The 25,763-nt window shown below is 53.6% G+C and carries 19 protein-coding genes; 1 reads left to right on the forward strand and 18 read right to left on the reverse strand.

The genetic code is table 11. The annotated features are described in order from the left end of the window. Positions 1-3: 3 nt before the first annotated feature. The 11 genes from H7A76_RS21980 to H7A76_RS22030 form a co-directional block, all read right to left on the reverse strand. Complete coding sequence (locus tag H7A76_RS21980) at positions 4-1,845, reverse strand: PilN family type IVB pilus formation outer membrane protein (protein WP_185700447.1); 1,842 nt, start codon at positions 1,843-1,845, stop codon at positions 4-6. After that, entirely contained in the window at positions 1,842-2,987 is a 1,146-nt protein-coding gene (locus tag H7A76_RS21985; RefSeq protein WP_185700448.1) for a TcpQ domain-containing protein, read from the reverse strand. Before H7A76_RS21985 ends, H7A76_RS21980 begins: the two co-directional genes overlap by 4 nt. A 232-nt stretch (positions 2,988-3,219) precedes the next feature. Next, positions 3,220-4,440, reverse strand: a complete 1,221-nt coding sequence (locus H7A76_RS21990; protein ID WP_185700449.1) for an MFS transporter — start codon at positions 4,438-4,440, stop codon at positions 3,220-3,222. A gap of 2 nt (positions 4,441-4,442) precedes the next feature. Then, a complete protein-coding gene (locus H7A76_RS21995) occupies positions 4,443-6,077 on the reverse strand; it encodes a carbamoyltransferase C-terminal domain-containing protein (protein ID WP_221775333.1) in 1,635 nt (544 codons plus the stop codon). Next, positions 6,037-7,122 carry a SagB/ThcOx family dehydrogenase gene (locus H7A76_RS22000; RefSeq protein ID WP_185700450.1) on the reverse strand — a complete coding sequence of 362 codons (1,086 nt, stop codon included), beginning with the start codon at positions 7,120-7,122 and terminating at the stop codon, positions 6,037-6,039. The genes H7A76_RS21995 and H7A76_RS22000 overlap by 41 nt, the downstream gene beginning before the upstream one ends. Before the next feature lie 860 nt (positions 7,123-7,982). Beyond that, complete coding sequence (locus H7A76_RS22005; RefSeq protein ID WP_185700451.1) at positions 7,983-9,950, reverse strand: DEAD/DEAH box helicase; 1,968 nt, start codon at positions 9,948-9,950, stop codon at positions 7,983-7,985. Further along, positions 9,947-11,827, reverse strand: coding sequence for a PcfJ domain-containing protein (locus H7A76_RS22010; protein WP_185700452.1), 1,881 nt, complete (start codon positions 11,825-11,827; stop codon positions 9,947-9,949). Before H7A76_RS22010 ends, H7A76_RS22005 begins: the two co-directional genes overlap by 4 nt. Before the next feature lie 89 nt (positions 11,828-11,916). Beyond that, positions 11,917-13,833 carry a DNA topoisomerase gene (locus H7A76_RS22015; protein WP_185700453.1) on the reverse strand — a complete coding sequence of 639 codons (1,917 nt, stop codon included), beginning with the start codon at positions 13,831-13,833 and terminating at the stop codon, positions 11,917-11,919. A gap of 95 nt (positions 13,834-13,928) precedes the next feature. Continuing rightward, positions 13,929-14,126 (reverse strand): CrpP family ICE-associated protein, encoded by a 198-nt coding sequence (locus H7A76_RS22020; protein WP_041774418.1) that lies wholly within the window; start codon positions 14,124-14,126, stop codon positions 13,929-13,931. Positions 14,127-14,751: 625 nt separating this feature from the next. Then, positions 14,752-15,849 (reverse strand): polyamine ABC transporter substrate-binding protein, encoded by a 1,098-nt coding sequence (locus H7A76_RS22025; RefSeq protein ID WP_185700454.1) that lies wholly within the window; start codon positions 15,847-15,849, stop codon positions 14,752-14,754. A 39-nt stretch (positions 15,850-15,888) separates the two neighbouring features. Then, on the reverse strand, positions 15,889-16,713 hold the full coding sequence (locus tag H7A76_RS22030) for a carbon-nitrogen hydrolase family protein (protein WP_185700455.1): 825 nt from the start codon (positions 16,711-16,713) through the stop codon (positions 15,889-15,891). A gap of 133 nt (positions 16,714-16,846) precedes the next feature. Between H7A76_RS22030 and H7A76_RS22035 the strand changes: the two genes are divergently transcribed. Further along, complete coding sequence (locus H7A76_RS22035; protein ID WP_085597423.1) at positions 16,847-17,650, forward strand: LuxR C-terminal-related transcriptional regulator; 804 nt, start codon at positions 16,847-16,849, stop codon at positions 17,648-17,650. Between the two features lie 743 nt (positions 17,651-18,393). On the opposite strand, the gene H7A76_RS22040 is transcribed toward H7A76_RS22035, so the two are convergent. The 7 genes from H7A76_RS22040 to H7A76_RS22070 all read right to left on the reverse strand — a co-directional run bounded on the left by H7A76_RS22040 (position 18,394) and on the right by H7A76_RS22070 (position 25,762). Next, the gene (locus tag H7A76_RS22040) at positions 18,394-18,900 is read right to left on the reverse strand and encodes a single-stranded DNA-binding protein (protein ID WP_185700456.1); all 507 of its coding nucleotides are present in this window, start codon (positions 18,898-18,900) and stop codon (positions 18,394-18,396) included. Positions 18,901-18,910: 10 nt separating this feature from the next. After that, a complete protein-coding gene (locus H7A76_RS22045) occupies positions 18,911-19,747 on the reverse strand; it encodes a Rha family transcriptional regulator (protein ID WP_185700457.1) in 837 nt (278 codons plus the stop codon). Then, on the reverse strand, positions 19,744-20,307 hold the full coding sequence (locus H7A76_RS22050) for a DUF3158 family protein (RefSeq protein ID WP_185700458.1): 564 nt from the start codon (positions 20,305-20,307) through the stop codon (positions 19,744-19,746). The genes H7A76_RS22045 and H7A76_RS22050 overlap by 4 nt, the downstream gene beginning before the upstream one ends. Continuing rightward, positions 20,304-21,035, reverse strand: coding sequence for a PFL_4669 family integrating conjugative element protein (locus tag H7A76_RS22055; RefSeq protein ID WP_085597419.1), 732 nt, complete (start codon positions 21,033-21,035; stop codon positions 20,304-20,306). The genes H7A76_RS22050 and H7A76_RS22055 overlap by 4 nt, the downstream gene beginning before the upstream one ends. Positions 21,036-22,150: 1,115 nt before the next feature. After that, positions 22,151-23,422: an STY4528 family pathogenicity island replication protein gene (locus H7A76_RS22060; RefSeq protein WP_185700459.1), complete on the reverse strand. Its 1,272-nt coding sequence runs from the start codon at positions 23,420-23,422 to the stop codon at positions 22,151-22,153. After that, positions 23,419-24,045: a DUF2857 domain-containing protein gene (locus H7A76_RS22065; RefSeq protein WP_185700460.1), complete on the reverse strand. Its 627-nt coding sequence runs from the start codon at positions 24,043-24,045 to the stop codon at positions 23,419-23,421. Before H7A76_RS22065 ends, H7A76_RS22060 begins: the two co-directional genes overlap by 4 nt. 43 nt (positions 24,046-24,088) lie before the next feature. Then, complete coding sequence (locus tag H7A76_RS22070) at positions 24,089-25,762, reverse strand: ParB family protein (protein ID WP_185700461.1); 1,674 nt, start codon at positions 25,760-25,762, stop codon at positions 24,089-24,091. Position 25,763: the final 1 nt, after the last annotated feature.

A 25,763-nucleotide genomic window follows, 5' to 3' on the forward strand; every position in this document is an offset into this window, starting at 1 on the left:
CCCTTACAACGTATGGCAGGCACGCATAGGAGGCCTGCAGAAGGTTGAGGGGACGGTATTGATAGCCTGAGCTGTGACGGGAACCGGTGAAGGCTGGCTTTGGGTACTGGCGCCTAAGTCGTCAGGCAGCACCACAGGTGTCACCAGGACAACGAGAGCCGAATGATCGCTACTGCGTGTGCGGCTGCCACCCAGGCCGAAGAAACTTGCATCACCAACCCCTGTTTTGTTGGCGTTCTCGGTGTTCTCTTCGAAGCCTGTGAGAACCAGCGTCTGACCTGAGCGCAGTAGGACCTTGGGCGCTGCGTTCTTGGTGTCGAAGTCAGCAGTTTGGACACTGGAACCATTGCTGGTGAACGTCGTGAACGTTGGCTTGCTGCTCATACTGATGCTGATCATCAGCAACATGTTGTCTCGGTCGATGATCTTCGGCAGCAGCATCATGTTGAAGCCACTGGTGATTGTTGCAGGCGTGAGAGAGGTGCTGGATCCGACCGATGCCGTGGTGGTGGTAGAGCTGGAGGCCACGTAACTTTTTACGTTGCCAATTTGGATAGGCGCCGGCTGTAAATTCAGGGTGGTGATGGAAGGCGAGCGAACGTCCGAGATCCGACCCTGTTCTGAAAGGGCCTGGATTACGGCGCTGGAGCCGGCCCAAGGCGAACTGGACGTGTCGAGGATACTGACAGAGCCGGAGATGGCATCGGTACTGATACCGGCGACCTTATTGGCGAGAGAGAGCCCCCACTTTCCTGAGACCGACTTGTAGACGGCTTTCCAGTTGACAGCGGTCTGGTCGCGATCGGTGAAGTTGACTTCGAAGATCTTGACGTTGAACAGCACCTGCCTGGTGATGTTTCGGTTTGTACTCTGCAGGTAGCTTGCGATGCGGTTGAGGACCTCAGGACGGTCACTTACGGTCAGCGTACCAGTCGAGCGCGAGAGGAAAATCCGCCCAGCAGGCTGGGTGCTGAGCATGGCTTTGATGTTGTTCTCGATGTCGCTGAGCAGCGATGTCTTGATCTGAACCGTTGTGCTTTGGTTACTGCCGGAGTCCCCCGATGCTCCAGTGCCAGACGAAGTGCCACTGGATCCGTTAGACCCACTCCCTGTCGAGGTGATCAACCCGGACTTGACGACACTTTCGATGACCTGGTCGTCACCAAAGGCCCAGACGTCGAAGGTCCTGGTGTCGAAGTAGGTGATTCGAGCACCCTGCAGCTGGGGGTCGTAGTGCCAGGAAAGGCCCAAGCGAGACGTGACCTGGTTCAACAGTGCTGAGACTGGGCCGGAGAACTTGATTCCACTGATCAGGCCAGGTGTACCCGATAGCAACTCACTCTCCAAGCTTCTTGCGCCGCTAGGAAGGCTGCCTGCCAGCCCAGTTGGCATCAGCGCAGCCAAGTTATCCGGATTGCTCATGTTGACGGCAGGAGGAGCCGCAGCGGCGCCGCTGTTGCCGGGGCGGGAGGACAAGATGGATGGGGTTAGTGCATCGGGTGCGACAACCACCGGCAGGCCGGTTTCTCGCGTGATGAACTGAGCGACTTCAGAGAGAGAAACCGCCGATGCCGGTCGATAGGCAATGTCCCTGTCGAGATTCAGAGGGAGACCACGCTTGGTCACCAGTGGTTGGGTCGACACCCAGGGTTTTTCACTGAAAATGACGGTATCTCGAGCGGGCTCGGGCTGCTGGTTTTGGAGGTAGCCGTTGTACTGGCGAGCGGTTGACGCCTCGTTCTCTGCGCGACTCGCGGAGTCGTTCACGCGCTGCACGGCGCAGCTGCTGATCAGGGGTAAGGTCACAAGGACCGCGGCCCAGCGAAACCGGAACAATGGAGTCATTTTTTCTTTCTCTCAGCGATATGTATGAGCCGCTGTGCAGCGCTGCCATCGACTACGAATGAGCGCGGCGCTTTGTCGTAGAGGGGGAACACCTGCTTGATTGCTTCTTCGAACGAGCCTTCAAAGCGCAATGGAGCAGCAATGGGGTAGTCCAGGTCCTCCGGCTCCCACAGCAACGTCCAGTTGGCCTTCTGTGCCCAGGCCTCAACGCTCTGGCGAAGAGTTGATCCGGTACTGGCCGTCCAGATCTCCGGCAGAGGCTTCGCTGGCACGGGCGCCGGCTTTGGGATGGGGGACTGTTGAGGCGCAGTGGTAACTGCAGGGGCGGCCTTCTTCGAAGCCTCTGCAGAGGAACTGGCGAGTGACGTAACTGGTGCAGCACTGGAGCTCGGAGCCTCGCTGGGCACCGCTTTAGGGATAGTAGGGCCGTCCTTGGCGGGTACCACTGGGGAAAGCGTTTGGGTGGCGGCGGATGATCCCAGCACACCCGTTGGCGTTACAGCTGTGATTGCCGAGGCGGAAGGCACGGCGGTTACAACAACGGCACTTGCCTTGTCAGCAGATGGAGGCGCCGGGGGCAGTGTGGTCGACGACTTAGCGGCATAGAGCTGCGCAGATGAGGCGACAGGATCTGGTAGCTGGTATCCCGGGCGCAGTACAAAGCAGACCTGCCGATTCACCTCATCGACTTTAACCTGCCAGGCAGGGCCGGCCAGAACCTGCAGCGTATTGCGCAAGGTCATAGGCCCAAGCTTGTACTGGGCCGCTGGAAGAGGGCGGGTGTACAGGATGTTGACGTGAGGCGTGCTCGGTGAGCAGAGCGTGTAACCCGACCGGTCCACGACGTAGAGCATGGCATCTCGAATGCTTGGGCTCATCCCTGAGGGGATAGTCACGTCGATGATCTGGGCCATGAGGTCCCGTTGGCTGGAACCAGGTTCGGTGCTGACCAGGGTGTAGCGGCCGTACCGAACAACGGGTTCTTTCGCTGGAACTGCACCGTTGGGATACAGGTCCGGAGACAGCCACTCAGGATTGCGACTTCTATCGAACGCGGATGTCGGCTTGGGTGATTCAGCCTTTTGGCTCGCACAGCCTGCGATGAGTGCGACAAGCGAGAGAGTGGTCAACTGCCTGATCATTTAGGCCCCCTTTAATGATGGGGGCCACGATGACAGTCGAAAAACTATGGCGCAGTAGAAAATGATTTGTGGAGAGGGCTGTGTTTTTTGGAGCCAGGTCGATTGGCTTCGGAAAACCGTCGTCAAAGGATATTTGGTGACTCAGGGATATCAACTCCTGAGTCAAGCAAATGCGCCCGCGGATGTCCAGGGCTGCATCCAGTATGTCCGAGATAAAAAGCCCAATGTTTAATTAAGTTGTTTGAGACTCTGTGTTGTCAAGGCGCTTTGCGAAGTATTGAAAGTAGATTGCTATTGTTGTCGCAAATAGCATTAATGCGGATGCTAAGATAAAAGGAGAGGCTCGGCTGAATGCTGAAATAAGTAGGCTGCCTAGAGTTGGCCCTAATACAATGCAGAGCATCTGAAGGCTTCTGAATGATGCTGATACTCTTCCTAGTTTAGCAGCGGGGCAAAGATTTTGGAGTATTACATTGGACGATATCATCAATAATTCGTAACCGAATCCATTTACAAACCAAAAAAACATTAGATAAGCAGGATGAATAATAGGGGCGAAATATAAGGTGATACACGCCGCTAAAATAGCTACGCTAAAAAGGGCTAAGCCTAGAGTTCGAAGCTTAATCTCATTAAGTTTTATAAATTTTGTCTTAACCCCGATGGCCGCGAATACAGCTCCAGCTGCTGTCGAAGATACTACCAAGGAAAACACTACAGCTGGGAACTGAAGAGATGTTAGGAGTGATGCAAGGTGAGGGTCATAGCAAGCTAGAGCAAGTGATGTTAATAACGAGTAGAAAAAACCTATTTTTAACTGAAAATCTAAAGATCGAAATATTTTAGCTCCATCTGAAAGGTCAATAAGAACACCTTTAATAGTGAGTTTGTTATTTGATGGGGCAGGCTCTAATCTGGACCAGATGCATTTTAGAAAAGATATGGTCGTGAGCAGCAGTGCGGCTGAAATCAAAAAAATGGATTGCGTGGGAAGCCAAAGAGTGAGGATTCCAGCTAAAAGTGGGGTGGCAATTTTAGTGATCTGGTCTAGTAGACTTGAGTAACTAAAAAAATCCGTTCTAGAATCTGCTGGGATCAATTGCTTTATTGATATTGAAATTGTTGGGAAATATAGCATATTAGAAAGGCCTTTAAGTATGGCTATTATTAAAAACCATTCGAAGCTAGGTGCCAGAAAAAAGCCTAATGTAGTGGCGAAGCGTAACGAAATTCCTGTAAGTAAACTAGTTTTAATATGTATTCTATCAAGCATGACGCCGGCTATAGGTCCTAAAAATAGTGAGGCTGAGCCTAATGAAAAAGCGAGAGTTGCTATTTCATATGGTTGAGAATTCCATAAATAAATTGGGACCAAGAAAATAAGAAAGAAATCAATCCAGAGAGAAAGAGATGACAGGGCATTTATGGTTAGGAGTGCTCTCATATTGTTCATGTTTATGCTTCTATCTTCAGATAAATATCGTTCTCGAAAACAAATCCATCTAGATTGTTTTGTACTGCAAAGGCTCTCAGATCTGAAAGGCTATTTATAAATCCATAGCCGTTGAAATTAAGTGAGGTGTTACACAGTACGGCTATGCCTGTCTGTTCTTTAAAGGATTTTAATAGCTCATACATCATTGGGTTTTGATGATGTGATACAGATTGAGGTCTGGCTGAGCTGTCTGCATGAGTAACAGCTGGAATTGCAGGGGAGATTACTTTCCTAAATTCAAGCATGTAAGGAGAAGGGAATGCTGGGCTGAAATATTCTTCCATGTCATCTTCACAGCAGACAGGGGCAATGGGTCTGAATTTCTCTCTCAGCTTTATTGCATTAAGTCTATCCAAGTTATCCCTAGGGTATGGAGCTGCAATAAGTGATCGGTTGCCAAGAGCTCGAGGGCCTAATTCGTAGCGTCCTTGAATCCAACCAAATATTGACCCCTTGCTGAGTAAAGAGGCTAAGCGCGAAGCGTTATAAGTCTCCCGAGTGAACCCTTCAACTTTTATAGTGTCCCGTAAAGGCTCTTCTCCTGAATAGGGAGACCAATGTATTTTTGCATTTCCACTAAAGAAGAATTGGGCGTCGATGGCAGTACCTATCGCCGAACCGCTGTCATTAGTGCAGGGGGGAATAAAAACGTCTGAAAATAATTTACTCTCTATCCATTTTGTGTTCCAGTCACAATTAAGACCGCACCCGCCAGAGATAAGCAGAGGAGCGCTGCTCCTTACTTTTCCTCTTACGAAGGAAAAGAATACCTCATAAAGTGCATTTGAAAAGTGTGCGACGAGAGTTGCAAAGCGTTCATTATTGACTCCGAGGTTATAGTATGGGCTATCTTTGAATATATCTTTTTTAATGCAAGAAAAATCTAGTGAACCATCCAGAAGCGTATTTATTATGTGTTGGCCTTCAGGGTCGATAGGCCCCTTGGAACTGTATGCAGTTAAAGCCATAAGTTTCCCAGCGTCGCTCAAGCGTATTTGGCCCGCTCCAAGGTTAAACAGTGGATCGGCAATCGCATAAAGAAATGCAAATCTATTTCCTGGGTGGTCTAAGATATTGCCAAGCTTGGTGATTTTGATATTTTCGTCGATATAATAAAATGAGCCAAAATGACCCTCCCAAAGTAGAGCGTAACACGGTTGCCCCTGGGGAAATGGGGACATGCCATATGCGCATAAAAGGTGCGAGCGTTCATGGGAAGATGAGAAAAAGTTGATTTCTTTACCCAGCGATTTTTGGGTTGTTATTTGTTGATTATCAAGACCAGAGTATCCTGCTCCGATTGGGCTCCCATCAGGGCTAGCTCCTTTACTCCAGCCACTCATGGCGATCACGTCTGGAGTTTCATTGCAAAGTTCTAATGCTTTAATAAAAGTACTAGGGGAGGCCCAGCCATATCGGTATCCATTATCTTTTTCAGCCTCTAAAGCAAACTCCAATTTTCCATTGTTAATTAAAGCTATGCTCCCATCATGCCCTTCCTTCATGCTAAGGATTTTCAATCCAGAATTGTTGTCAGTTTCTTTTGGAGTTAGCTCAGCTGTTTTCATCGAGTAACCTTTTAACAGTTCGATCATAACCACTGCCACTACCGTGCCCAGCACCCACAACAAATATTGCTTGTTCCTTCGGTTCTGTTAATTTAAGTAGACTGTTGATTTCTTTATCATGGAAATAACCGGTCAACCATGTTTGCAGACCTAAGGCTGTTGCGAGTAGCTGAAAAGTTTGAGATAGATGTCCTATGTCCATGAGCATAGGACGATAAGCCCTAGAGTGAGGGTACTTCCACCACATTACATCGAATTTTGCAACGAAAAATATGGCGAAGGCTAAATCATCGCACCAGTGCTGGTTGCATAAAAGCGTGGATAACGGATCTTTAGGTAGAGGGGATATCTCTTCTAAATAGTGTTCGTCATTTACATAGTGGTAAATGCCTGGAGTGATATCTTTAACTTTTCTTACCCATACATAACCTTCAGTAGCTTGGAGTCCCCCAGCAGAAGGTGACGTACGTCTATAACCAAAACGTTGCACTCCTACAGGTGAATCGTATTCGCCTCGATCCACTGCTCCGAGGGTGCCTCCAAGGATGGTTGAAAGTGATTCAAGGGAAATGTTTTCATCATAAAAATCTCTACAGGTTTGCCTTTTAACTAGTGTGTGCCATAGGCTCGCATTGATTAGCTCTTGATAATTTGGAGTTGGTAATAAACTTTTTGTTCCTCCTTTTTTTATTAGCACTTCCGGAGAAGAGGCATGGATTGATTGGCAAAAATCTAAATAGCTTTTAGCGTATTCTATATGTTGAGAAGGTTCATAGGGAGATGGTGCGTTCGGGTGTGATGTACCAATGTGATAGATCCTTGCCAGAAAATCCCAACCCCACTCCTCCTCATTAGACGGGCTATTGGTTAATATTCCTGCCTCAGTTATCGCTTGATCTACGTTATCTTGTTTGATCTCCGAGCCTTCAGCAAATTCAGACAGTCTCGCAAATTCTTCTGCAGATATTTCAAATTGACGATGGTTTCTAAAATCCCAAAGATATGGTTTGCCTTGTTTGAAGAATATAAATATATCGCTCGAAAGCCATTTTTTTATTTCATTGGTTTCCATAATAAAGACTTACCAGTAAAGTAATATAGAGGCGCCTAGCAATTTCTGCTAAGCGCCTGCTCAAGGTTTGTCAATGGGATTTCACAGCCTGCCGGCTAATGAGCTTCGAGTTGATTTCAGAGGGAGGGGAGAACTGAAACTGCGGAACCCTAACTTTTACTACGGAGAACGATGGGTTGGTATATGCGCTGTTGGATTGGTTCAACAAAGTTGGCTCAATCTTCACTTCTTTCATTTTCTTTTCCTCAGTTGAATTTAACAATTGTCGCTTCCAAACGACGCTAACGAGGGTAGACCATGATTTCAGCAGGGCAAGAGAATTAAATTTTTTCGCTATACTCATTTGTTATATCTGCTGAAGCGTGATAGTGGTAGCGTAATGATATCGTTAAGCCTCTACGAGCCTTATGAAAGTGTTTCACTATCCACACTTTGCCCATCTGGAAATCGAGAGAAATCATGGCGTTACATCGCTTGCTACAATTTCCGCTTGCTCGCATATCACCTAAATCACTGGTCGCAAGCTCCCGAAATTTAGTGGTTAAATCAAATCGGATATCTATTTAGGCCCAGGTGAAAATACCCGCCAGGCAAAGATGGCTCATGGCCATCTTAAGCAAATAATCATTAAGCGGTGGGGGACAACGACGTTGCCTCTCTAAATACAACGCTAGTGAAGAATAAATATTAGTCGCAATGCGTTACCAAAGGATGAGAGTGCCTTAGTAAAGTTCATGGCCATAGTTTGCAAGACGCTTATTTTGATCTGATGATCGCTGACAATTTAGCGCTCTCTTAACGTAATAATGGCCCAAAGAAAATATCTATTGGATCCTCACGCAGCTGTACCAGCAGGAGCTCTACGCTGTAATAGTCGCCGCGAGCACTGTTTTAGCCATTGCCTCCTGCTGGCCCTCGGGCTCGATCAGCTCAAGGCTGACCTGGCGTTTGGCTAACAGCAGTTCCCACAACTGTTGGTCAATGCTGGCCTCTATCAGCGGTATTTTGACAATGACCATGCGCAGCTGACCATTGCGATAGGCCCGGTCTTCGGCCTGATCTTGTTGACCAGGAGTCCATGGTAGTCCCAGGAAGAACACATAGTTTGCTGCGGTGAGGTTGTTTCCAGTGCCGGCGGCCGATGTGGTGCAGATGAACACACGGCACTCTGGATCCTGTTGGAACCGGTCGATTGCCTTCTGACGTTTCGCGGGTGAGTCGCTACCCACCAGAGTGATGTGGCCGATCCCTGCTTCTTCGCAGAGTGCTTTCAACGCGGCTACGGTTGGCTTGAATTCGCAGAACAGGATGACCTTGTCGTCTGGGTCCAGCTCGCTGAGCAGATCCATCGCGATGCGGATCTTCAGCTGTTCGAGATAGAAGCGCAGCGCTCCAAGCCGGGCGAAAATCGGCTTGTCCTCGAGGCGGATGACATCATACTGGCGCCGCTCCTCATCGCTCATCGCAACCGGCAGGAGTTGTCGTTGCTTACCTTTCAGACCAGGTAAAACATCCTTGCGCCGGCGAAGCATCCAGTCCCCGAGTTGGGCTCGCAAATTCTGGCGAAATTCTGGGCTGCCGGAGAATTGCTCACAGAAATCCTTGAGTGGTAACTGGCCGATCGGGTGCCCAGAAAGCCGCAACAAGGTGTGCAGTTCGGTTTCTCTGTTAAGGATAGGAGTGCCGGTCAACAAGTAGCGGTTGGGGATCTTTGCTGCAATGTCGAAACCGTGACGTGTCCATAACGCGCTCGGTTCTTTCAGGCGGTGGGCCTCATCGATCACCATCACGGCATAGCGCTCAGCGACGGTCACGTAGTCTCCCAGGCGCTCGTAGTTGATGATCATCCACTGCGCCTCAGGGGCGAACTTCTGCTGCGCGACCGTAGCAGCGGGGTATACGGCGTGGATTTCGCGCTCCCAGTTGATGAGCAATGACGAAAGGGTGACGACTAAGATGGGTAGGCCTTCGGCCCTGATGTGGGCAGCAATCACCGCTTGGCGCGTTTTACCCAATCCCATGTCGTCCGCCAGGAGCGCGCTTGTGCGCTGTAGCAGATGAGCAATGCCGGCAGGTTGATGGTCGAGTAAGGAATACCCCTCCAGGGCCTTGGAAATCGCCTGCGCAGAGTATTCGGTGCGCTCGATAGGCGACACGGCTGCCAGGTAGATCTCATTTGAGACCTCTTCGGTGGTGGTAGCCTCCGTAGCCTCTTGTGGAGGGCCTCCTAGGCTGATCCTAGGCATACCCTCTGCCGGTGCTACGGAACCATCGTCCAGAAGCTCCTGAACAATATCCAGGAGCTCGATTTGTTCTTCCGCGAGCCCTAGCTCCAAGATGAGGTTGCTTCGAACCAGCTCAGCGGAAGCATCGATGCGCCAGGACGTGGATTTTCCGAGAAACACCCCGCGCATTCGCCTGGCCACGGCCACGACGCCGGGATGGTAGTCACCTGACAGCAGGACTCCCCTTCCAGCCAGCGGCGCAATTCGCAGTTGCATGCCCCAGATGAACGCATCGCGCTGAGGAGATGCTTGAGCCTGTTCCAGTTTCTCTTGAAAGCTCTGCCAGGACTCTGTGAACCGGTCTTGGCCCAGCTCGATGAGTTCGTGGAACACCAGGTCGAGCTCGCTGTTGAGTTTGTTCTTGGGGATCCTCCAATGTCGGTTGAGCGGATGTTCGCCACGGCGGATGAAGAATCCACCACGACGGAGTAGCACCTTGTTTGCCCCTTCGATGAAAGGCATCTGGATCCCGAAGTCATAGCCGTCAAACACGGCTTTCTCAATGAGTACGGGCTGTCTGTTCATCATGCGAGGGCGGCTCATGCGCGGCCCACCAAGTGACGGTCAACCCAATTTGCGACCTCTTCCTCCAGCAACTCTTGTCTCGATGAGCGTGTATATCGAGCCATTCCTCGGGTCAGGTTCGGCCAGCTCAGATTGGAAGTGATTGCTCCTGAGTTCAGTTGAGTGAGAAACCAGTCAAAAGCTGTTTTCGCGGGAGTACCAGTTGAGACTGGTGCATTACGGTGGGCTCGTAATTGTGCGCAGAGAACCCTGGGGTTTTTCGATGAGGATGTAGTCTTTTTATCAATGCGTAGTTCTGCTGTAGCAAGGGAGTTGCTGTTGTGGCGTAGAGAAATTATTCGGCAGTCTCCCCTGTATGTGGAGTAGTCGTAACTTCCCACGCAATGACGCATCCTGAGTTCTTCTTCAAATAAATCATTTGGACAGAGAAGTTCAACGATTTCAATTCCGTTGGGGCAGGTGATAGGACCGCTCAACAATAATGGTGGCCATTCAAAAAGTTCATCGGCTTCTTCCAGGGCTCCCAGTGCGTTATCAATCTGGGCGCGGATTCTGGGTAAGTCTTGGTGAAACAATTCAACCTTATTTGCAATCTCTGCATAATTGCTTCTAAGGAAGAAGTCACTGACTTTTTTTCTCGCATCCAGTTTCTTGTGTTCGAGATTTCTATAAATCTCGGTGTAGTCCTTGATACCTGCAATTACATAGGGCCAAGTGGAGTCATTCCAGGAAGTCGGGCATCCTTTGAACAGTAGATTCAGATTTAACTTCTGCTGACTTACATGAAAGAGGATTTCATAAGGCAGTTGTTGGATAAGATCCAGGAACACTTTCCAGTCTGAACGGTTCCGGGGCCGTCTATTACCGGCAGTCGCGCCGAGTAATAGGTGATGCCATCCAGCATTGCGGCCCTCACGCTGCAACTGCGAAAGAGCACCGCCTATGTGTCCAGGGCGACAGGTGCCGAGAAAGCGGATTGATGATTTGGGGGCCTTGAATAGCCAGGACAGAACATCAGAAATTGAGATCCCCTGGTCTGCGGCTGCGCCGATGAGGTTGGCTTCTGCACCTGGAGTGATTGTGCCGTGAGCAGGGGTCAACTCTTGTACTGTGGGCCAAGGTGGGGCTTCGTACTTGAGTTCTACTTGAGTTGGCCACAGGGGTAAATCGTCGCTGGAGTAGCTCAGGATGACTATCAGTGGAATCAAGACTGGTTGAGCTTTGAGCGCTTGGAGACGTCTGGTCTGATCGCCAGCGGCCAGCCAGTTATAGACCCTGGGATCAGGGCATCGAGCAGATCGAAGCGCAAACAAAATCGCAGGGTCAAGATGTGAGCAGAAGGCTTTGATAGAGCTTCCAATCTGCTTCATATAGAAGTTCGTGCGCGGCCGGGTGTAACGTCTGTGCGGCCCCCTCACTTCATCGCTCTGCAGCGTAACGCCTGCAAAAGTTTCACCAAGGTCCTCCTGGACAAGCTGCTGCCCCAAATGTCGAGCGCTCCTGCAGAACGAGGTCAAAACAGCATCGGCGCTTATCCTCCTCAAATTTTCAAGCCGCCCTGCCAAGCCCAGGGCTGCTCGGCTCGAGGGCGTACTCAGCGGGATCCGACTCTGCTTGGTAATGATTGCTGCCTTTATGGACCTACCGTCGAACCATTGCAGCATGCTACCGAGTCGACAGATCACCAGCGTTTGCCCCTGGTGCACAACCGATGTCGTCCAGCAGCGAGTTGAACTTGTAGAGCGCAGGTAGTCGCGCAAAAACTGGCGGCGTCGTGCTGCCGGGATGCAAAAGTGCTCGGCCCAGGTACTGGCTACCGCGACCTGCTTGGCCGAGTAGCACTTTAAGGTTGGGTCGGCTTCGAAAGGGTGGGTGGTGTCTTGCGGTGCTTCCATGGGCTCGCTCCTCGAGGAGCGAGCAGGTTCGCAGTCCGTATTGGACCCAAACAGCGGAAATGGATAACGGAAGGCCTGGGCATTCCTGGCTAGAGCCCTCTGGCCTTAGTCAGGTCGGGCTTTCCTTTGATCGATGGGTAGCTGACCTTGCATCCCGTATCCCGGTACCCGGAACACGCCCAGAAGTCATACCCGCCTTCACCTCGTTTCTGTCGCCTGACCAGGTGCTTGCCGCATTTGCCGCACAGGTACTGATGTTCCGGCTCTGTCGTTGTTGAGGCGCTCGAGCGTGCTGATTGCATACGGAGTGAAGGAGCGTCTTTGAGCGATGACAGTTCCCTCTGCAGGTGTTCGTAAAACTTGGAAACCACCGCGTTGTAGGTACTCTGGCCGTCAGCAATCTTGTCCAAAGCCCGTTCCATGCTGCTGGTGAACTGGGTCTGCACGAAGCTAAACCGGCCTTCGAGTTGGGCAATGGTCTGCTCGCCGAGCGGACCTGGTACAAGCTTTCGCTTCTCCTCAATCACTTGGGATCTGCTGGTGATGTTCTTGATGATCGAGGCGAAAGTTCCCGGCCGCCCAATGCCCTGACGCTCAAGCTCCTTGACCAGGCTGGCTTTCGTGTAGCGCGGCGGTGCCTTGGTTTTCAGGTTCAGCACTTCGCCATTCAGCACAGGCAAGATCTGCTTTGGCTCCAGCTTTGGGATCTCGTTATTGGCTGCTTCAGCGCCTTCTTCATCCGTGTCGTCTCCCGCCAGAAGCTGCATCCATCCGCGGTAAGCAACAGTCCTACAAGATCCACTGAAACGCAGAGGGCGTTGACCTGGGCCTTTCGCCAAGAGCTTCACAATCCTGGCGTCATAGATGGCATCAGCGAGCTGACTTGCCAGAGCCCGGATCCGGATGAGCTTGTACAGCTGACGCTGCTCATCATCTTCCCCTGCAACCTCGTCCGCCCAGATCGTTGGGGCGATCGCGGGGTGACCCAGTTGGGCTCCCTCCGCTGCCCTGAACTCCCTTCGCTTCTCAACCGCTGGTATACCAAGAGCTTGTGCAACAGCGCGGATGTCACCCATGACATCATCACCGACATTCGGGTTGTCTGTTCTGTGGTAGGTGATCACGCCCTGTTCATACAGCCTCTGAGCGATCTGCATGGTCTTGTCAGGGTCCCACTTCAACGCAACGCTCGCCGCTTGTTGAAGGGTTGAGGATATGTAGGGAGGGTAGGGGGCTCGGCGTTCCTTGGAATCTTCGCAGGACTCCACAATGACGTTCCTGACCCCGGCGACCTGTGCAGCCAGGGTGCCATCCTGCACATACGGGTGTTCCTTGGAGGCGAAGTCTGGAACGGTCACCCAGTCAGCCATCCAGGAGCTACTAGTCATTTGGTTCTGGAACTGCAGGCGAACGCCAAAGTGATGAACGACCTTGAAGTTGCGGATCTCGCGCTCTCTCAACACCACTAGGTAAACGGCAACCGACTGCACCCTGCCTGCTGTTGTGGGCAGTCCAAGCACCCTCCGTAGCTCACCAGTCACCAGATAGCCAACGAGCCTATCGAGGACTCGCCGGCACTCCTGGGAAGCCACCAGCTGGGCGTCAATCTTGCGCGGATTGGCCAGCGCCTCCTTCACCCGCGATTGGGTGACCTCGTTGAAGGCAATGCGCTTGTAGTCGCGGATCCGCAGTGTCTGCTGGATGTGCCAAGCGATACTTTCACCTTCCCGATCGGGGTCAGTTGCGATGTAGATTTCTGTTGCCCGGGCAAGAGCTGCGCGCATCGTCTTGATCCTGCCGGAACTCTTGTCCCTGATCGTGTACACGGGGCGCAGGTCCCTGAGCACCCCGGCAGTAATCATCGTGTCGTCGTGTCCCTTCTCGGGAAGATCCCGTATGTGGCCGCCACTGGCGACCACCTCCCAATGCTCGCCCGGCCGTAGTTTCTTGAGCATCGGGGCCAGCTTTTTCAGCTTGCCCGGCGCTTCGATGATCATGAGCTTCATGTACGTCCCCGTAGTCGTATTCAGGACGCACTGTTGCCTGCGGGTAAACGGCCCACAACGTGAAAAGGGTTCTTGAGGAGGGCTTAATTTGTGGATCAGCTAAACGCAAATGTCAGCTGCTGGGCGCGCTTATACCCTTTCAACCAGGAGCTGAGCATGGCGGGGTGCTTGTAGGGGCAGGCATGTACAGGGAACCCTTTCTGCGCGGCTGCTGCTCCAGCGGCTTCGACAGTGGGGTGGGGATTGTTGAACTTACGCCTGTCAATTTTGACTCGGGCAGGCTGGTCAGTCATCACAGCTTCCTCACGGTCGTGACTGGCGATCTACGAATAGAATGATCTTGCCAGCAGTAGGTTCGCGATGTGGCGCGATTTTTTGATTCAAGCGCTCCACATGCACACAAGCTAGACGTAGAAGGCCGAAGTTGCTAGCGAGAAAGAGTCCTTGAATAGGAAGGGATTTAACCGCGCTCTTGGGCAGCGCTGCTCGCAGCGTCCCTTTGGGTTGGGTAATTGCATTCCACCTGACCATCCGTTTGCATCTAATTTATTCAGCCCACTGAGTGTCCCCTAGCAGAAGTCGAGCGCAACGGCACCGTTAATACGGGTAGGTGCGGCTGTTCCTGTGACCGCTGACGGTCCGCATTGAGTCGGGTGTTGCCGTACTCGACACATAGCTGCCCTTCGCGAAGGGCAGTAGGCGCCCCATAGTTGCCCTTCACGAAGGACAGTTATCGGCCACAAGCAGACAAACGAAGGCGAGGGTTATCGACCACCTGCTGCTTGCTTCTAATAGATTCAGGCGCAGATGGTGAACTACGAAGGCTAGTACAAAAGCCTCAGCATTGCCGAGGCTTTCATCAGACCTACCGAGCAGATGAGCAAGCTCACTCAGACCTCAAGATGTTGTTTTGTCCCATCAAGTGTCGTTCTTGATCCTGCTCCAAGTGCGGGTTCGTACACGCTCCAGCTTCAATGGCAGAGTTTCCAGGGGAAACAGGTTGTCCATGACTGACTGCGGTGGATACAACATTGGGTCGTTGCGCAAATGCTCATCAACTAGCGCAGTGGCAGCCTGATTTCCGTTTGGGTAGCCGACGTAGTTGGAGTTCTTGGCGATGATCTCAGGGCGCAGCATGTAGTCGAGAAATTTGTAGGCAGGCTGCGGATTGGGGCTGTCCTTGAGGACCACCAGGGTGTTGATCCACAGGGGCGCGCCCTCGCGCGGGATGCTGTAGGCCAGGTTGACGCCGTTGTGGGCGTTCTCGGCGTTGAGCTTGGCGCTGTAGACCGATCCACCCCAGCCCACCACGACGCAGATATCACCATTGGCAAGGTCGGTGCCGAACTTCGCAGAGTTGAAATAGCGAATGTAGGGACGGATCTCGTGCAGCAGCGCCTCAGCCCGCTGGTAGTCGTCTGGGTTCTTGCTGTTGCTGGGCAGCCCCAGGTAATGCAGGGCGATGGGGATGATCTCGACCGGCGCATCGAGCATGGCAACGCCGCACTGGCTGAGCTTGGCGATGTTGTCCTTCTTAAAGATCAGATCCCAGGAGTCGACCGGCGCGTTGTTGCCGAGCAGTTCGCGGACCTTGTCGATGTTGTAGCCGATGCCTGTGGTGCCCCACATGTAGGGAATCGCGTAGCGGTTACCGGGATCGTTGACCTCTAGTTTGCGCATCATGTTCGGGGCCAGGTGGGACCAGTTGGCGAGCTGCGAGCGATCCAGCTCCTGCAGCAGCCCGGCTTTAGCAAAGTTGGGCAGCAGATCGTCCGACACCACCACCACGTCATAGCCGCTGCGCCCGGCCATGAGCTTGCTTTCCATCACTTCGGCGTCATCGAACACATCGAGGATGGGGGCGATGCCGGTTTCCTGCTTGAACTCTCTAGTCGTTTCCGGGGCAATGAAGTCGGACCAGTTATACAGATGCACGCTGGGCGTATCTGCTTGCGCGTGACCCAGGCCGGAGAGCAAACCGACCAGGCTGAGGGTGAGCAAAGGTTTGCAATGCATGGTGATTCCTTGACGTGTTCTTATTCGAGGACCTGAGGATCAGGCGCGTGAGGGAATCAGCAGCTCGCGACGGCCGTCGGCATGGCGACAGTGTTCGCCGGGTAGGGTGAAGCGTCGGTCGACCTGGTAGTCGTAAAGCTGGCGAGCGCTGGCGATGCGCGTCATGTCCAGACGCAGGCTATGCCTACACTCTTCCTGGCCCGCCTCGAACAGCAGGTGGCCAAAGGGATCTACCACGGTGCTACCGCCAGCAAAGGTCAGCTCGTCGATACCTGGGCCTACCCGGTTCACCATGGCGGCGAATACCTGGTTTTCCTGTGCGCGCGCGGCCACCGCAGTGCGGTGTATGTAGCCATAGGGCTGCATGTTGCCGTCCGTGATCAGAAGTAGCTCGGCGCCCAGTTCGGCGAGGGCGCGAGCGCTCTCTGGGAACTCGCAGTCGTAGCAGATCAGTAGGCCGATACGCACGCCGCGCCACTCCACCGTGGTGTAGCGATCGCCGGCCTTCACCAGTTCGCCTTCACCGACCCACAGGTGGGTCTTGCGGTAGCTCAGGGCGATGCCGTCCGGGGTGATGAGTACGCTAGTGTTGTAGTAATGGCCTTGGTCGTTCTCGGTCAAGCCGACCACCACGGCGATATCGCGCTCGCGTACCATCTGCTGAAGCGTGCTCAGGCTCGGACCATGCAGTGGCTCGGCCAGGCTGGCGATGTTGTGCGGACTGGGGAAACCGGTGATCAGCGACTCAGGAAAAATCAGAATGTCGGTGTCGTCCTGGCAGGAGGCAATGGCTTCCAGCGTACGCTGCAGGTTGTAGGCAGTATCACCATCGCGGCCGGCCATTTGTACGAGCTCGAGTTTCATGAGCAAACCTTGTTGTTATGCGATTAGGCGTGGGCTCCGGAAACACCAAGACTTTCCGGAGGGGAGATGTAAGTATGTGTTTTCATTTTGAATTTCATATAACCCGGATTAGCTAACCCAGGGAGTATTAGACATGGGGCTGACCCTGCAGGATCTGGCGTGGCACCGCGCTGTCGGTCAGCTGATCGAGCGCCTTGATCACCCAGGCTTCTGGCTGGCATTGAGTCGCCTGCTGCAGGACTACGTACCCGCCGACAGCTGGGTCGTCCTGCTGTTCAGCCAGGGTCGCCCCCGGGTATTTGCCGAGAGCCCATATAAGGGGGAGAGCAGCGATCCGCTGTACTGCGACTACCTCAAGGGCCTGTATCTGCTCGACCCATTCTACATCGCCTGTCGCGAGCACCCCGGCAGCGGCCTGGTACGTCTGGCCGAAGTAGCTCCCGAGTGTTTCGAGCAAACCGACTACTACCGTCTGTACTTCACCCACAACGTGGTCGCCGACGAGGTGCAATTCAATGTTCAGTTGAATGCGGACAGCACCCTGTGCCTGTCTCTGGGCAGCAAGCTCCGCTTCACCCCCGAGCAGATCGCCCTGTTGGAATTGATCCGCCCTTGGCTAATCGCCTTGATGCGCCAGCGCATGGCCTTCGAACCAGAGCCTGCCGAGCCCGTGGCCGAGCAGATGGCGCAGGAGGCTGGAATGGAGATGTTCATGCAGCGCTTAGGTGCAGCGCTGACGTTGCGCGAAGTGGATGTGGTTCGCTTGATGCTGGCCGGCTGCTCAAACAAGGAAGTCGCGCGCAAGCTGGATATCTCTACCGAGACGGTGAAGGTTCACCGACGGCATCTCTACGCCAAACTCAACATCAAGTCGCAGCCTGAACTGTTCGCGCTGTTCATAAAGGCTCAGGGTTCGCTCAGCGCAACATCAACCTGAACCCTACCTGACCGTGCCTGCTAGGCCCATAAGTTTAGTTTGTCAGCGTACAGTGCCCGCTACTTTCGGCCGATAGAGACCTCCGGTCACAGGCTGCTACTGGGCGAAACCGGCCTGTCATGAACGGCTGTTAGTGGCCGATTTCTGTTAGTCAGTGCACACCCATTGTGTAGGTCAAATTCGATGCACACGAACGACTGCTGAAGCCGAATGCACATTGGGGGGGCAAGTCTATGCAGTTAAGCATTTGATTACGCCTCATCCGTTCTTGTCGAAGTGGCTTCACGAAGTGCGCGGCGGATTTTTCCAAGGGGGCAGTGCCAGCACCGGAGCGCTCAGGAGTTCCTGTCTTGGTGGAGTGTTGCGGCCCGCAACACTCAATCCGAGCTGTCCTGCACAGGGATCTGACGCAGCTTGTCTACGAACTCTAGGGCTGTGAGTTTCCCGTCAATACGATCCTCAAGGATGTCCGTCAACAAGGCCTGCTGGTCCTTTGACAGCTTGCGATAGAGCTCCAGTAGGTCTGGTTCGCTGGGGTTTCGTTTATGAGACATGGGACCAATGTTCTGTCGAGAGATAACGGTGAAAAGCTCCCGCCTCATCGGCTGCACGAAGAACGCCTCCAATGTCCCTATTGGAGGCGCAAGTGTGAAACAGGCGGGTTTATCGGTGAAGGATAATCACGGATTGACGTCCTTGTCACCAGAGGCTGCACGAATGGCGCGCCAAAATTAACGAGGGGGTCACACAGGAATATCGTCATCAAACCCATTGCCGTATTGGCTCAGGTCGTCAGTGTGTTGTACTTGTTGTTGGGCTGGGTTCTGCTGGCGTTCCGGCCTGCTGTTTTGCTGGGCGTTTTGCCGTTGGCCGGTATTGTTCGATTGCGTCATGGTCACCTGGTTAACCCGGTGAGGCAGGATGGCCACACGGTTCGCTTCGACCTTAAGCGCCCAAACATCGTCCCCAGTTTCTTTGTCCTTCCAGGTATCCATGATGGCTCGGCCAGTGACGACGACTCGCATGCCTTTGCTGAACAATTGAGCAAACCGCTCAGCATCGGGATGCCACCATTCAACGTTCGCCCAAAAGCCACCACGGTCCTTGAAGCCACCGGATCCGTCGGGAATCGAGTTGTCGAACATCACATTCAACCGCAGCAGTTGCCGCGGCTCGTTGTTGCCGTTGGAGAAGGATTTGTGTTCCGGCGGATTGCCGATGTTGCCTTCCCAGACTACGGGAGTACCCATGGTGTCTTCCTCAGTGTGTTGATTTGGGGGAGTAAGGTGTACGGAGGGCGTTGCGAGTGAGGTAACCAAGAAGGTCCCGGGCATGGCGCGAAGTTTCGGCCAGCTTGTCGGACATGTGACTCTTGAAAACCTCGCTGGTGAGCTTCTCGATGCCTTTGTCATACAGCGAGTTGAAGAGCAGCTCGGCGTCGTGTGAGGAGCGAAGGAGACCGTAAAGAAGATCTTTCGCTACTGAGGTGCCTGCAACCCCAGGAAGAGATTTGGCTGCAGTACCTTCACCGATCATTTGCCCCTGCAAAAAACTGATCGCTTTTTCCGTCTGTTCAGGCGTGGCCTGGTCAAGAGACTCGAGGTTCAGATAGTTGATGACCACCTGTTCGGTGTCGGGGCTGGGTGGTTGGTTGAGTTCACGATGTCGCATGAGCTCGAGAGTTTTCAGGGCGAAGTTGAGCAGATGTTTATGGCTGAGGATCTCGGGTTGCTCGATGAGCACCTGCTCCATCTTGTTGAAGGCGTTGAGGTAAGCGATCTTCCAGCGCATGGCTTCTGTGCCGGTAAAACCCATGCAGAGAAGGGTGAAACCATCGCGAGTCATCCGGTAGTACGGCTCGGGTTTGTTATTAGAGCCTGGTCGTGAACACTCCTCAAAATTGAGGAGTGTAAAGTCATCAGGGCATTCAAGGTTTTTGATATCGCGCATCACATTGTCGTGCCGCTTACGAAAATGCTTGGCCACATCCAGGCTGGTGGTGGTGGCTTTGCCGTCAACGAACTCCACCGCGACCTCTTGGGGGTTTGCGTTGGCATTGGTACTGACGGTTTTTGGGGCTTTATGGGGGGTGGTCATGCTGGTCTCTCCGATTGCGATGGTTTCTGGTGGTGTGTGAGCTGCTGCAGGCGAGCGGTATACACGGCCTCGGCCTGGCCCATTTTTTCGGCGCACTCGGCGGCCTGCTTGCCGATGAAGTGGACAAGGCTGATTTGCATATTCAATGTGATTCGGTGTTGCTCCAGGGCAAGCAGATCCTGCAGCAAGTTGGCTGGTGTCTTGGGGTGTTGAACCATTGCCGCCCATACACCGAACCCCATGCGCCGGTCTTGAACGCTTTGCCAGCGCAGGAAAGTTGTGCCAGCCGATGTGTTCTGCTCGATGAGTCGAACGGGTAGAAGGGCGAATGGATGTTCGCGGACCTGGGCCAGCACCTCATGAACTAGAGCGCGCAAACCTGCCTCCAGTGCTGTGCATTGCTCGTCTAACTGGTCCAGCTCCCCCTTACCTTTAAAGGGCTTTAAAAGGCCTTTTAGTGAGGCACCTTGTTGCAGCCCCTGATAGGCACCCTGTTGCAGAGGTTTGAAGGCACCCTGTTGCAGGTTTCCCAAGGCGCGGCCACCGATGCTTTGGGTCATTCCTCACCTTCATCAAAAGGCTCAGCTTCGAGTCGTTCGGACAAGGTCGGTTGGCCACGTCGGATCTCGGGCGCGAAGGACGAGCGGCGAGTCCCTTCAAGGATGTCTTGAGGGATCTCGCCGGCCCGTTGGTACATCTGCCGGGCCTGCTCTGCCCGGGCGTTATTGGCTGCGAAGTCATCGCGGCTTGCACCTGAGAAACGATATTGCTGGGCCAGTCCAAACAGGCTGCGCAGGATATGAGCCCCGTCATCGATCCAGACTTCCCCATCCCGTCTACCAATAAGGCCGACATGCTTGGCCAGCAGAATGCGGCGCACGATCTCGTCGTATTTGGTCAGCAGGTAGACCGACTTGAAGCCCAGGGGGTTGGAGATGAAGAGGGGCAGTTTCATGGGATGAGTCGACAGGTTGGTGCCGATGTCGATCATGGCCGGTAGCTGGGCCATGACATCATCGAGGCGCTTATCGATCTCTGTCAGGGCTGCATCAGACTCGGCGATCTTGTCTTCAATCCGGATGATCCACCAGTCCGAAAATGGGTCGTCCTGACTGGCACCACGGTCCATCTGATTGACTCTGGAGCAGAAGCCGGCGAGCCCAAGGATGCTGTTCTTGGATTCGCTTTGCTGGCGTCCCAGCCAGATCCTTGCAGCGTGATGCGTGTGAAGGGTCAGTTGAACCTGGCTCCGAAGTGAGCCGATGTTGAGCTGAAAGTTGTCAGCCATGGGCATGGATTCCTTGAATAAGGTGGGGATGCCAGCCCATGCTGCTTTTGTAAGGATGCGCGTGCAGTAGTAAATGAATAGCCGAGGTGTTTTGGTTTTGGGGATAAGCGTGTGAGTGTGTCGCGCCCCTTACCACCGGAGCGCTCAGCAGACTCCGGTCCTGGTGAGGTGTTGCGGACCGCAACACCTGGTAGGCGCCGATGGTTGCCCCGGCCAGTGTTGCCAGTGGCAACACCGGAGCGCTCAGCAGATTCCGGTCTTGGTGAGGTGTTGGGGCCCACAACATCTGGATGACCCCAGTGGCTGTCCTTGGCAGTGTTGCCAGTGGCACCACCGGAGCGCTCGGCAGATTCCGGTCCTGATGAAGTGTTGGGGCCCACAACACTTGGTCGATGCCAATGGATGAACTGGGGGACTGGTGCCAGTGGCACCACTGGAGCGCTCGGCAGATTCCGGTCCTGGCGAAGTGTTGTGGCCCACAACACTTGGGCGGCCCCCGATGGTTGCCCCGACCAGTGTTGCCAGTGGCAACACCGGAGCGCTCAGCAGATTCCGGTCTTGGTGAGGTGTTGGGGCCCACAACATCTGGATGACCCCAGTGGCTGTCCTTGGCAGTGTTGCCAGTGGCAACACCGAAGCGCTCAGCAGAATCCGGTCCTGGTGGAGTGTTGTGGCCCACAACACTTGGGCGGCCCCCGGTGGCTATCCTTGGCAGTGTTGTCACTGGCAACACCGAAGCGCTCAGCAGAATCCGGTCCTGGTGGAGTGTTGTGGCCCACAACACTTGGGCGGCCCCCGGTGGCTATCCTTGGCAGTGTTGTCACTGGCAACACCGAAGCGCTCAGCAGAATCCGGTCCTGGTGGAGTGTTGTGGCCCACAACACTTGATCGGCACCGTTGGCTGGCCTGGATTGGTGTCAGTGGCACCACCGGAGCGTTCAGCAGATTCCGGTCTTGGTGGAGTGGTGTGGCCCACACCACTGCATTGCTGGAGCGCTCGGCAGATTCTGGTCCTGGTGAAGTGTTGGGGCTCACAACACTTGCTCTCGGCTCCGATGAGCGACCTGATCAGTGATATCACTGACAGTAGTGAATCGCTTATCGAAGCTATGCCCTCACCCACGACGTCTACTACCGCGGATGTTCAGCAGTTTCTGTAAGCCACTTAGCGCCAGTTGGGCAGCTTGAGTCGCCTCAGGGGTTGGAGGAACGCTCGGTGTAACTTCCGTCGGCAGGGCAGTGGTGGGAGGGGCTGCTGGAGCTACGATTGGTTGCCAGTCAGAGTTGAAGTCCCCACGTTTTGCTTTGTCGGCAAGGGTCTTGAGGTAGGCCAAGGGCTTGCTCAGTCCGCCCACTTGGCATCTGTGGGACCACTGGTTGATCACTGCATCGCGTAATGCCTCAGGTACTGACTGCATGATCACTCGAACTTTCCCTCGAGTGTCAGGTGGCAGCGATTCGAGAGCGATGAGCCAATTCGCGCCGATGGAGTCGTTGTCTTGTACAAAGCTTTTAGATACAGACTTGTTTGTATTTGTATACGTACTATATGAGTTCGGATTCCGAACTGAGTCCGAACTCGGCTGTTTTCCACTGAGTTCGGAATCCGAACTGAGCGGGAGAGCGGTCTGTTTCCCTGAGTTTTCACTGAGTTCGGAATCCGAACTCAGACCAGACGCGGCAATATCTGACTGAGTTCGGATTCCGAACTCAGGTGCAGGAATCGCTTCAAGTTGACTTTTTACTGCCCAAGGTTGTGCGTTTAGCCGATCGCTTATGGTCTCGATGCGAGAGGGAAGGCGGCGGCCGACATCAGCATCATCGGTGAACTCTCGCCAGGCCATTGCTGCGACTTCTTGGATCGCTCTGTTCTGGTGTTCTTTAGACTGCATGAGCAATGTCATGTAGTCCTTATCGAACTCCAAGGCTTCGGCTGGTGTGACTGGTTCGTCATGCAGTAGATAAACGTTACCCTGCACCTGACCGCTGATCTCGTTGCGTACCTTTCGGCCAAGGCTCAACCACCTAGTAAGCCGAAGAACAGTGAGTGCCTTCGCAACGGTTTCACGTGAGGCATGTTTACTAGGTGTCATTCCAAGATATGGACGAAGCTGGTCATATGTTGGAAAGGCGGTTATGCCGTCTTCATTGATGAGCAAGCGAAACACTTGCCAGCAATTCCGCTCCAACGGGGTTAAACGGTCATCGAGGAGGAGTTTGCGCGGTACGGTTTCGTGCGGGTTACCACTAAAAATAATGCCCGCGTAGGTAGTCGGTGATGCGGTGTTGAGAGCGACATCTTCAGCTTTCTTTTTCAGCAGGTGTGCCTCGAGGTGACCCGAGGCAGAATCGAGTAGCGTAGAAATGGGGAACCGAGCAAGCTTCATTGCGTATGTTCGCCTTGCTCAAGTCGCCTCGCTTGCCGATCTCGATTGTTGTTCTCGGGGTAGATGCGGTTTTCAATCCAGTGGGTAATGAAGGACCAGATCTGGGCCAGTGTTAACCCGTCAGCGATCAACTCTTCCGCTACCAGCATTGCAATATCGAGCATGGCCAGGCTGTCCTCTAGCGAAACCTGGTTTTGCTTCATCAAGTTAGTCCAGCGATACCAGATCTGATGTTCCTGATCCTCGGATACTGCCGGCCATCGGCCATGTGGGGCTTTGACGCCGATCACTGCCCTCTGCAACGCAATTTCCTGCGGCGAGAGCCCAAAGAAGTTTTTGAGTAACTTGGTGGTCGCACCCAAACGAATTGCACGTTCAATAACGCGCGCTTCTTCTTCAGTCCGAGCTGCATTCGACAGCAGCTTCTGAATCATTGAACTGTTGATGCTGACGTTTACCCAGGTGACCGGCGTATTGCGAAGTAGGCTCAGCACTGTCGGGTGCTGGATCTGGCCCAGCACCTCAGGTTCTAACCCCATTTCCCTACAACGTTGCAACTGGCCGTTGCGCACCAGGTCGAGAAGCTGAGACAGAACAGCCTCATTGATCGTTGACTTGGTCATGGACCCCCTCCTATTCATCCCATCCGGATTGTCCGGCCCTGGCCTACGCGGACTGCTTGATCTCGATGTCGATCAATCGGCGTGCAAGTCGGATGATTCTGAAAAGCTTCACTAGAGCGCCGTCGTTAATGCGACCTTGATCGTGAGGCTCAAGATCTTTTGTTGATGGCTGACCGATGAGCAATTGGCCCAGGCCAGCTGCAAATTCAAAGTCTTCCAACGAGCTCAAGTCCGCATCAGGATTCTCCCTGATCATTTGTAATGCGATTGAAACTGCCCCGCTTAACGACTGGAGGAGGGTCATGGTGTGCACAGCCGTGGCAGTGACTTCAGACTCCTCAGTTGGCTGTCTATAGGAATATCCAATGCCGGCTGGAATTTCGGTAATTTGCCCTGGGGCATTCACCGACTCTTGAATCTCCAACGCGAGCTGTGCGATGTGTTTTCTGAGCTGTTCCGACGAATCAATCTCGCGTTCGATGTACCAGAGGTCACTGATCGGGTTGAGCCCGCCTGCTTGCACTGGAATCGATTGAAGGCAGTTAGAGTTGAAGTCGGGCAACTGCTCACCTTCGATTGCGGCCAGCTTCCTTTTCATCTCGATAACTCGAGCCGTCTGGGTAACGGGCGAGGCGATATGCCCATCTATACGAGCCTGCATCTCCTCGGGTGAAAGAGGTAGTTCGTTTGGACTAGAACTCAACTGGCTGGTATTCGGGCGAGAGGGTTGATTGTTTCCTGGGGCAGTGGATCCTTGAGGGGAGGGTGCTGGTTTCTCGCTCGGCGCCGACGGCAGAGGGGCAGCGGCTGGCACGGGGTCATTGGTTGGCAGTTGAACAACTGGGGTAGAGCGTCTTAGGTGATCTTGTTCTTGAGTGATTTCTAGCAGGATGTCCTCATAGCCCAGTGGGAGGGACTTTTTCATTGTTCCAATGAGTTCATCCTGGAAGCGCTGATACAGAAACTCTTCTGCCTCCCCGTCGAATTGAGCCAAAACATCTTGGAACAGCATTTCAAAGTCAACGCCAGTACCTGCGTAGTGCTTGTTCCAGCAGAGGGAGGAGGTCTTTCTCAAGGCAAGAATCTTGGTAATACGATCATAACCAAGACCTGAGTACAGTAGGTTAGGAGCGCTAGGCAGCAGATGCTGCAAAGTGTCGAGCATCCGACTGATATGTGATGGGGAAATCGGGTAGCCATCCTTCGTCAACTGACGAGCCAACTCCCGGATCCCAATAGACCCCCCTGTTTCTGACTCGTACAGAGCTTTAGCCCGGCCGACCCCGACTGCACGTTCGATGAATTTGAGCTCGCCTTTCAGGTCCTCGGCCAGATGCCCCGTGAGCATGACGATCTCACCTCGAGCCTGGTCCCAAGGCCTGAATAGCAAATTGATCCTGTAATACTGCTCATCACCGGTTTCCTGGTAGAGCTCTTTCAGAATTGAGATGCGCGTATTACCGCCGTTGCGGATCCGATACTTCTCCTCACCTGGTCGACGAGTTACGGGTGGAGGTGTGTCCAGCCCCCGATTACGGATCGACTCCTTGATCTCGTCATACTTTGGGTTACGGGTCGTCCTTGGGTTGTCCTCCCAAGGCAGTACCTCATCGATGGTAGCCACGATTGGAGTATCGGCTAAGGGATCGCTGAGGACCGTTGTAGCAGCAGAAGGGGAGAAGCCCGGGGCTAATAGTCGTGCTTTAAGATCTGTCACG

This window comes from Pseudomonas sp. MSSRFD41 (genome assembly GCF_014230245.1).
Taxonomy (GTDB): domain Bacteria; phylum Pseudomonadota; class Gammaproteobacteria; order Pseudomonadales; family Pseudomonadaceae; genus Aquipseudomonas; species Aquipseudomonas piscis.

Excerpts from the sequence above, each read along its gene's own strand:
- H7A76_RS21980 (WP_185700447.1), bottom strand. The coding sequence starts at position 1,845 with ATGACTCCATTGTTCCGGTTTCGCTGGGCCGCGGTCCTTGTGACCTTA.
- H7A76_RS21985 (WP_185700448.1), bottom strand. The coding sequence starts at position 2,987 with ATGATCAGGCAGTTGACCACTCTCTCGCTTGTCGCACTCATCGCAGGC.
- H7A76_RS21990 (WP_185700449.1), bottom strand. The coding sequence starts at position 4,440 with ATGAACAATATGAGAGCACTCCTAACCATAAATGCCCTGTCATCTCTT.
- H7A76_RS21995 (WP_221775333.1), bottom strand. The coding sequence starts at position 6,077 with ATGATCGAACTGTTAAAAGGTTACTCGATGAAAACAGCTGAGCTAACT.
- H7A76_RS22000 (WP_185700450.1), bottom strand. The coding sequence starts at position 7,122 with ATGGAAACCAATGAAATAAAAAAATGGCTTTCGAGCGATATATTTATA.
- H7A76_RS22005 (WP_185700451.1), bottom strand. The coding sequence starts at position 9,950 with ATGAGCCGCCCTCGCATGATGAACAGACAGCCCGTACTCATTGAGAAA.
- H7A76_RS22010 (WP_185700452.1), bottom strand. The coding sequence starts at position 11,827 with ATGGAAGCACCGCAAGACACCACCCACCCTTTCGAAGCCGACCCAACC.
- H7A76_RS22015 (WP_185700453.1), bottom strand. The coding sequence starts at position 13,833 with ATGAAGCTCATGATCATCGAAGCGCCGGGCAAGCTGAAAAAGCTGGCC.
- H7A76_RS22020 (WP_041774418.1), bottom strand. The coding sequence starts at position 14,126 with ATGACTGACCAGCCTGCCCGAGTCAAAATTGACAGGCGTAAGTTCAAC.
- H7A76_RS22025 (WP_185700454.1), bottom strand. The coding sequence starts at position 15,849 with ATGCATTGCAAACCTTTGCTCACCCTCAGCCTGGTCGGTTTGCTCTCC.
- H7A76_RS22030 (WP_185700455.1), bottom strand. The coding sequence starts at position 16,713 with ATGAAACTCGAGCTCGTACAAATGGCCGGCCGCGATGGTGATACTGCC.
- H7A76_RS22035 (WP_085597423.1), top strand. The coding sequence starts at position 16,847 with ATGGGGCTGACCCTGCAGGATCTGGCGTGGCACCGCGCTGTCGGTCAG.
- H7A76_RS22040 (WP_185700456.1), bottom strand. The coding sequence starts at position 18,900 with ATGGGTACTCCCGTAGTCTGGGAAGGCAACATCGGCAATCCGCCGGAA.
- H7A76_RS22045 (WP_185700457.1), bottom strand. The coding sequence starts at position 19,747 with ATGACCACCCCCCATAAAGCCCCAAAAACCGTCAGTACCAATGCCAAC.
- H7A76_RS22050 (WP_185700458.1), bottom strand. The coding sequence starts at position 20,307 with ATGACCCAAAGCATCGGTGGCCGCGCCTTGGGAAACCTGCAACAGGGT.
- H7A76_RS22055 (WP_085597419.1), bottom strand. The coding sequence starts at position 21,035 with ATGGCTGACAACTTTCAGCTCAACATCGGCTCACTTCGGAGCCAGGTT.
- H7A76_RS22060 (WP_185700459.1), bottom strand. The coding sequence starts at position 23,422 with ATGAAGCTTGCTCGGTTCCCCATTTCTACGCTACTCGATTCTGCCTCG.
- H7A76_RS22065 (WP_185700460.1), bottom strand. The coding sequence starts at position 24,045 with ATGACCAAGTCAACGATCAATGAGGCTGTTCTGTCTCAGCTTCTCGAC.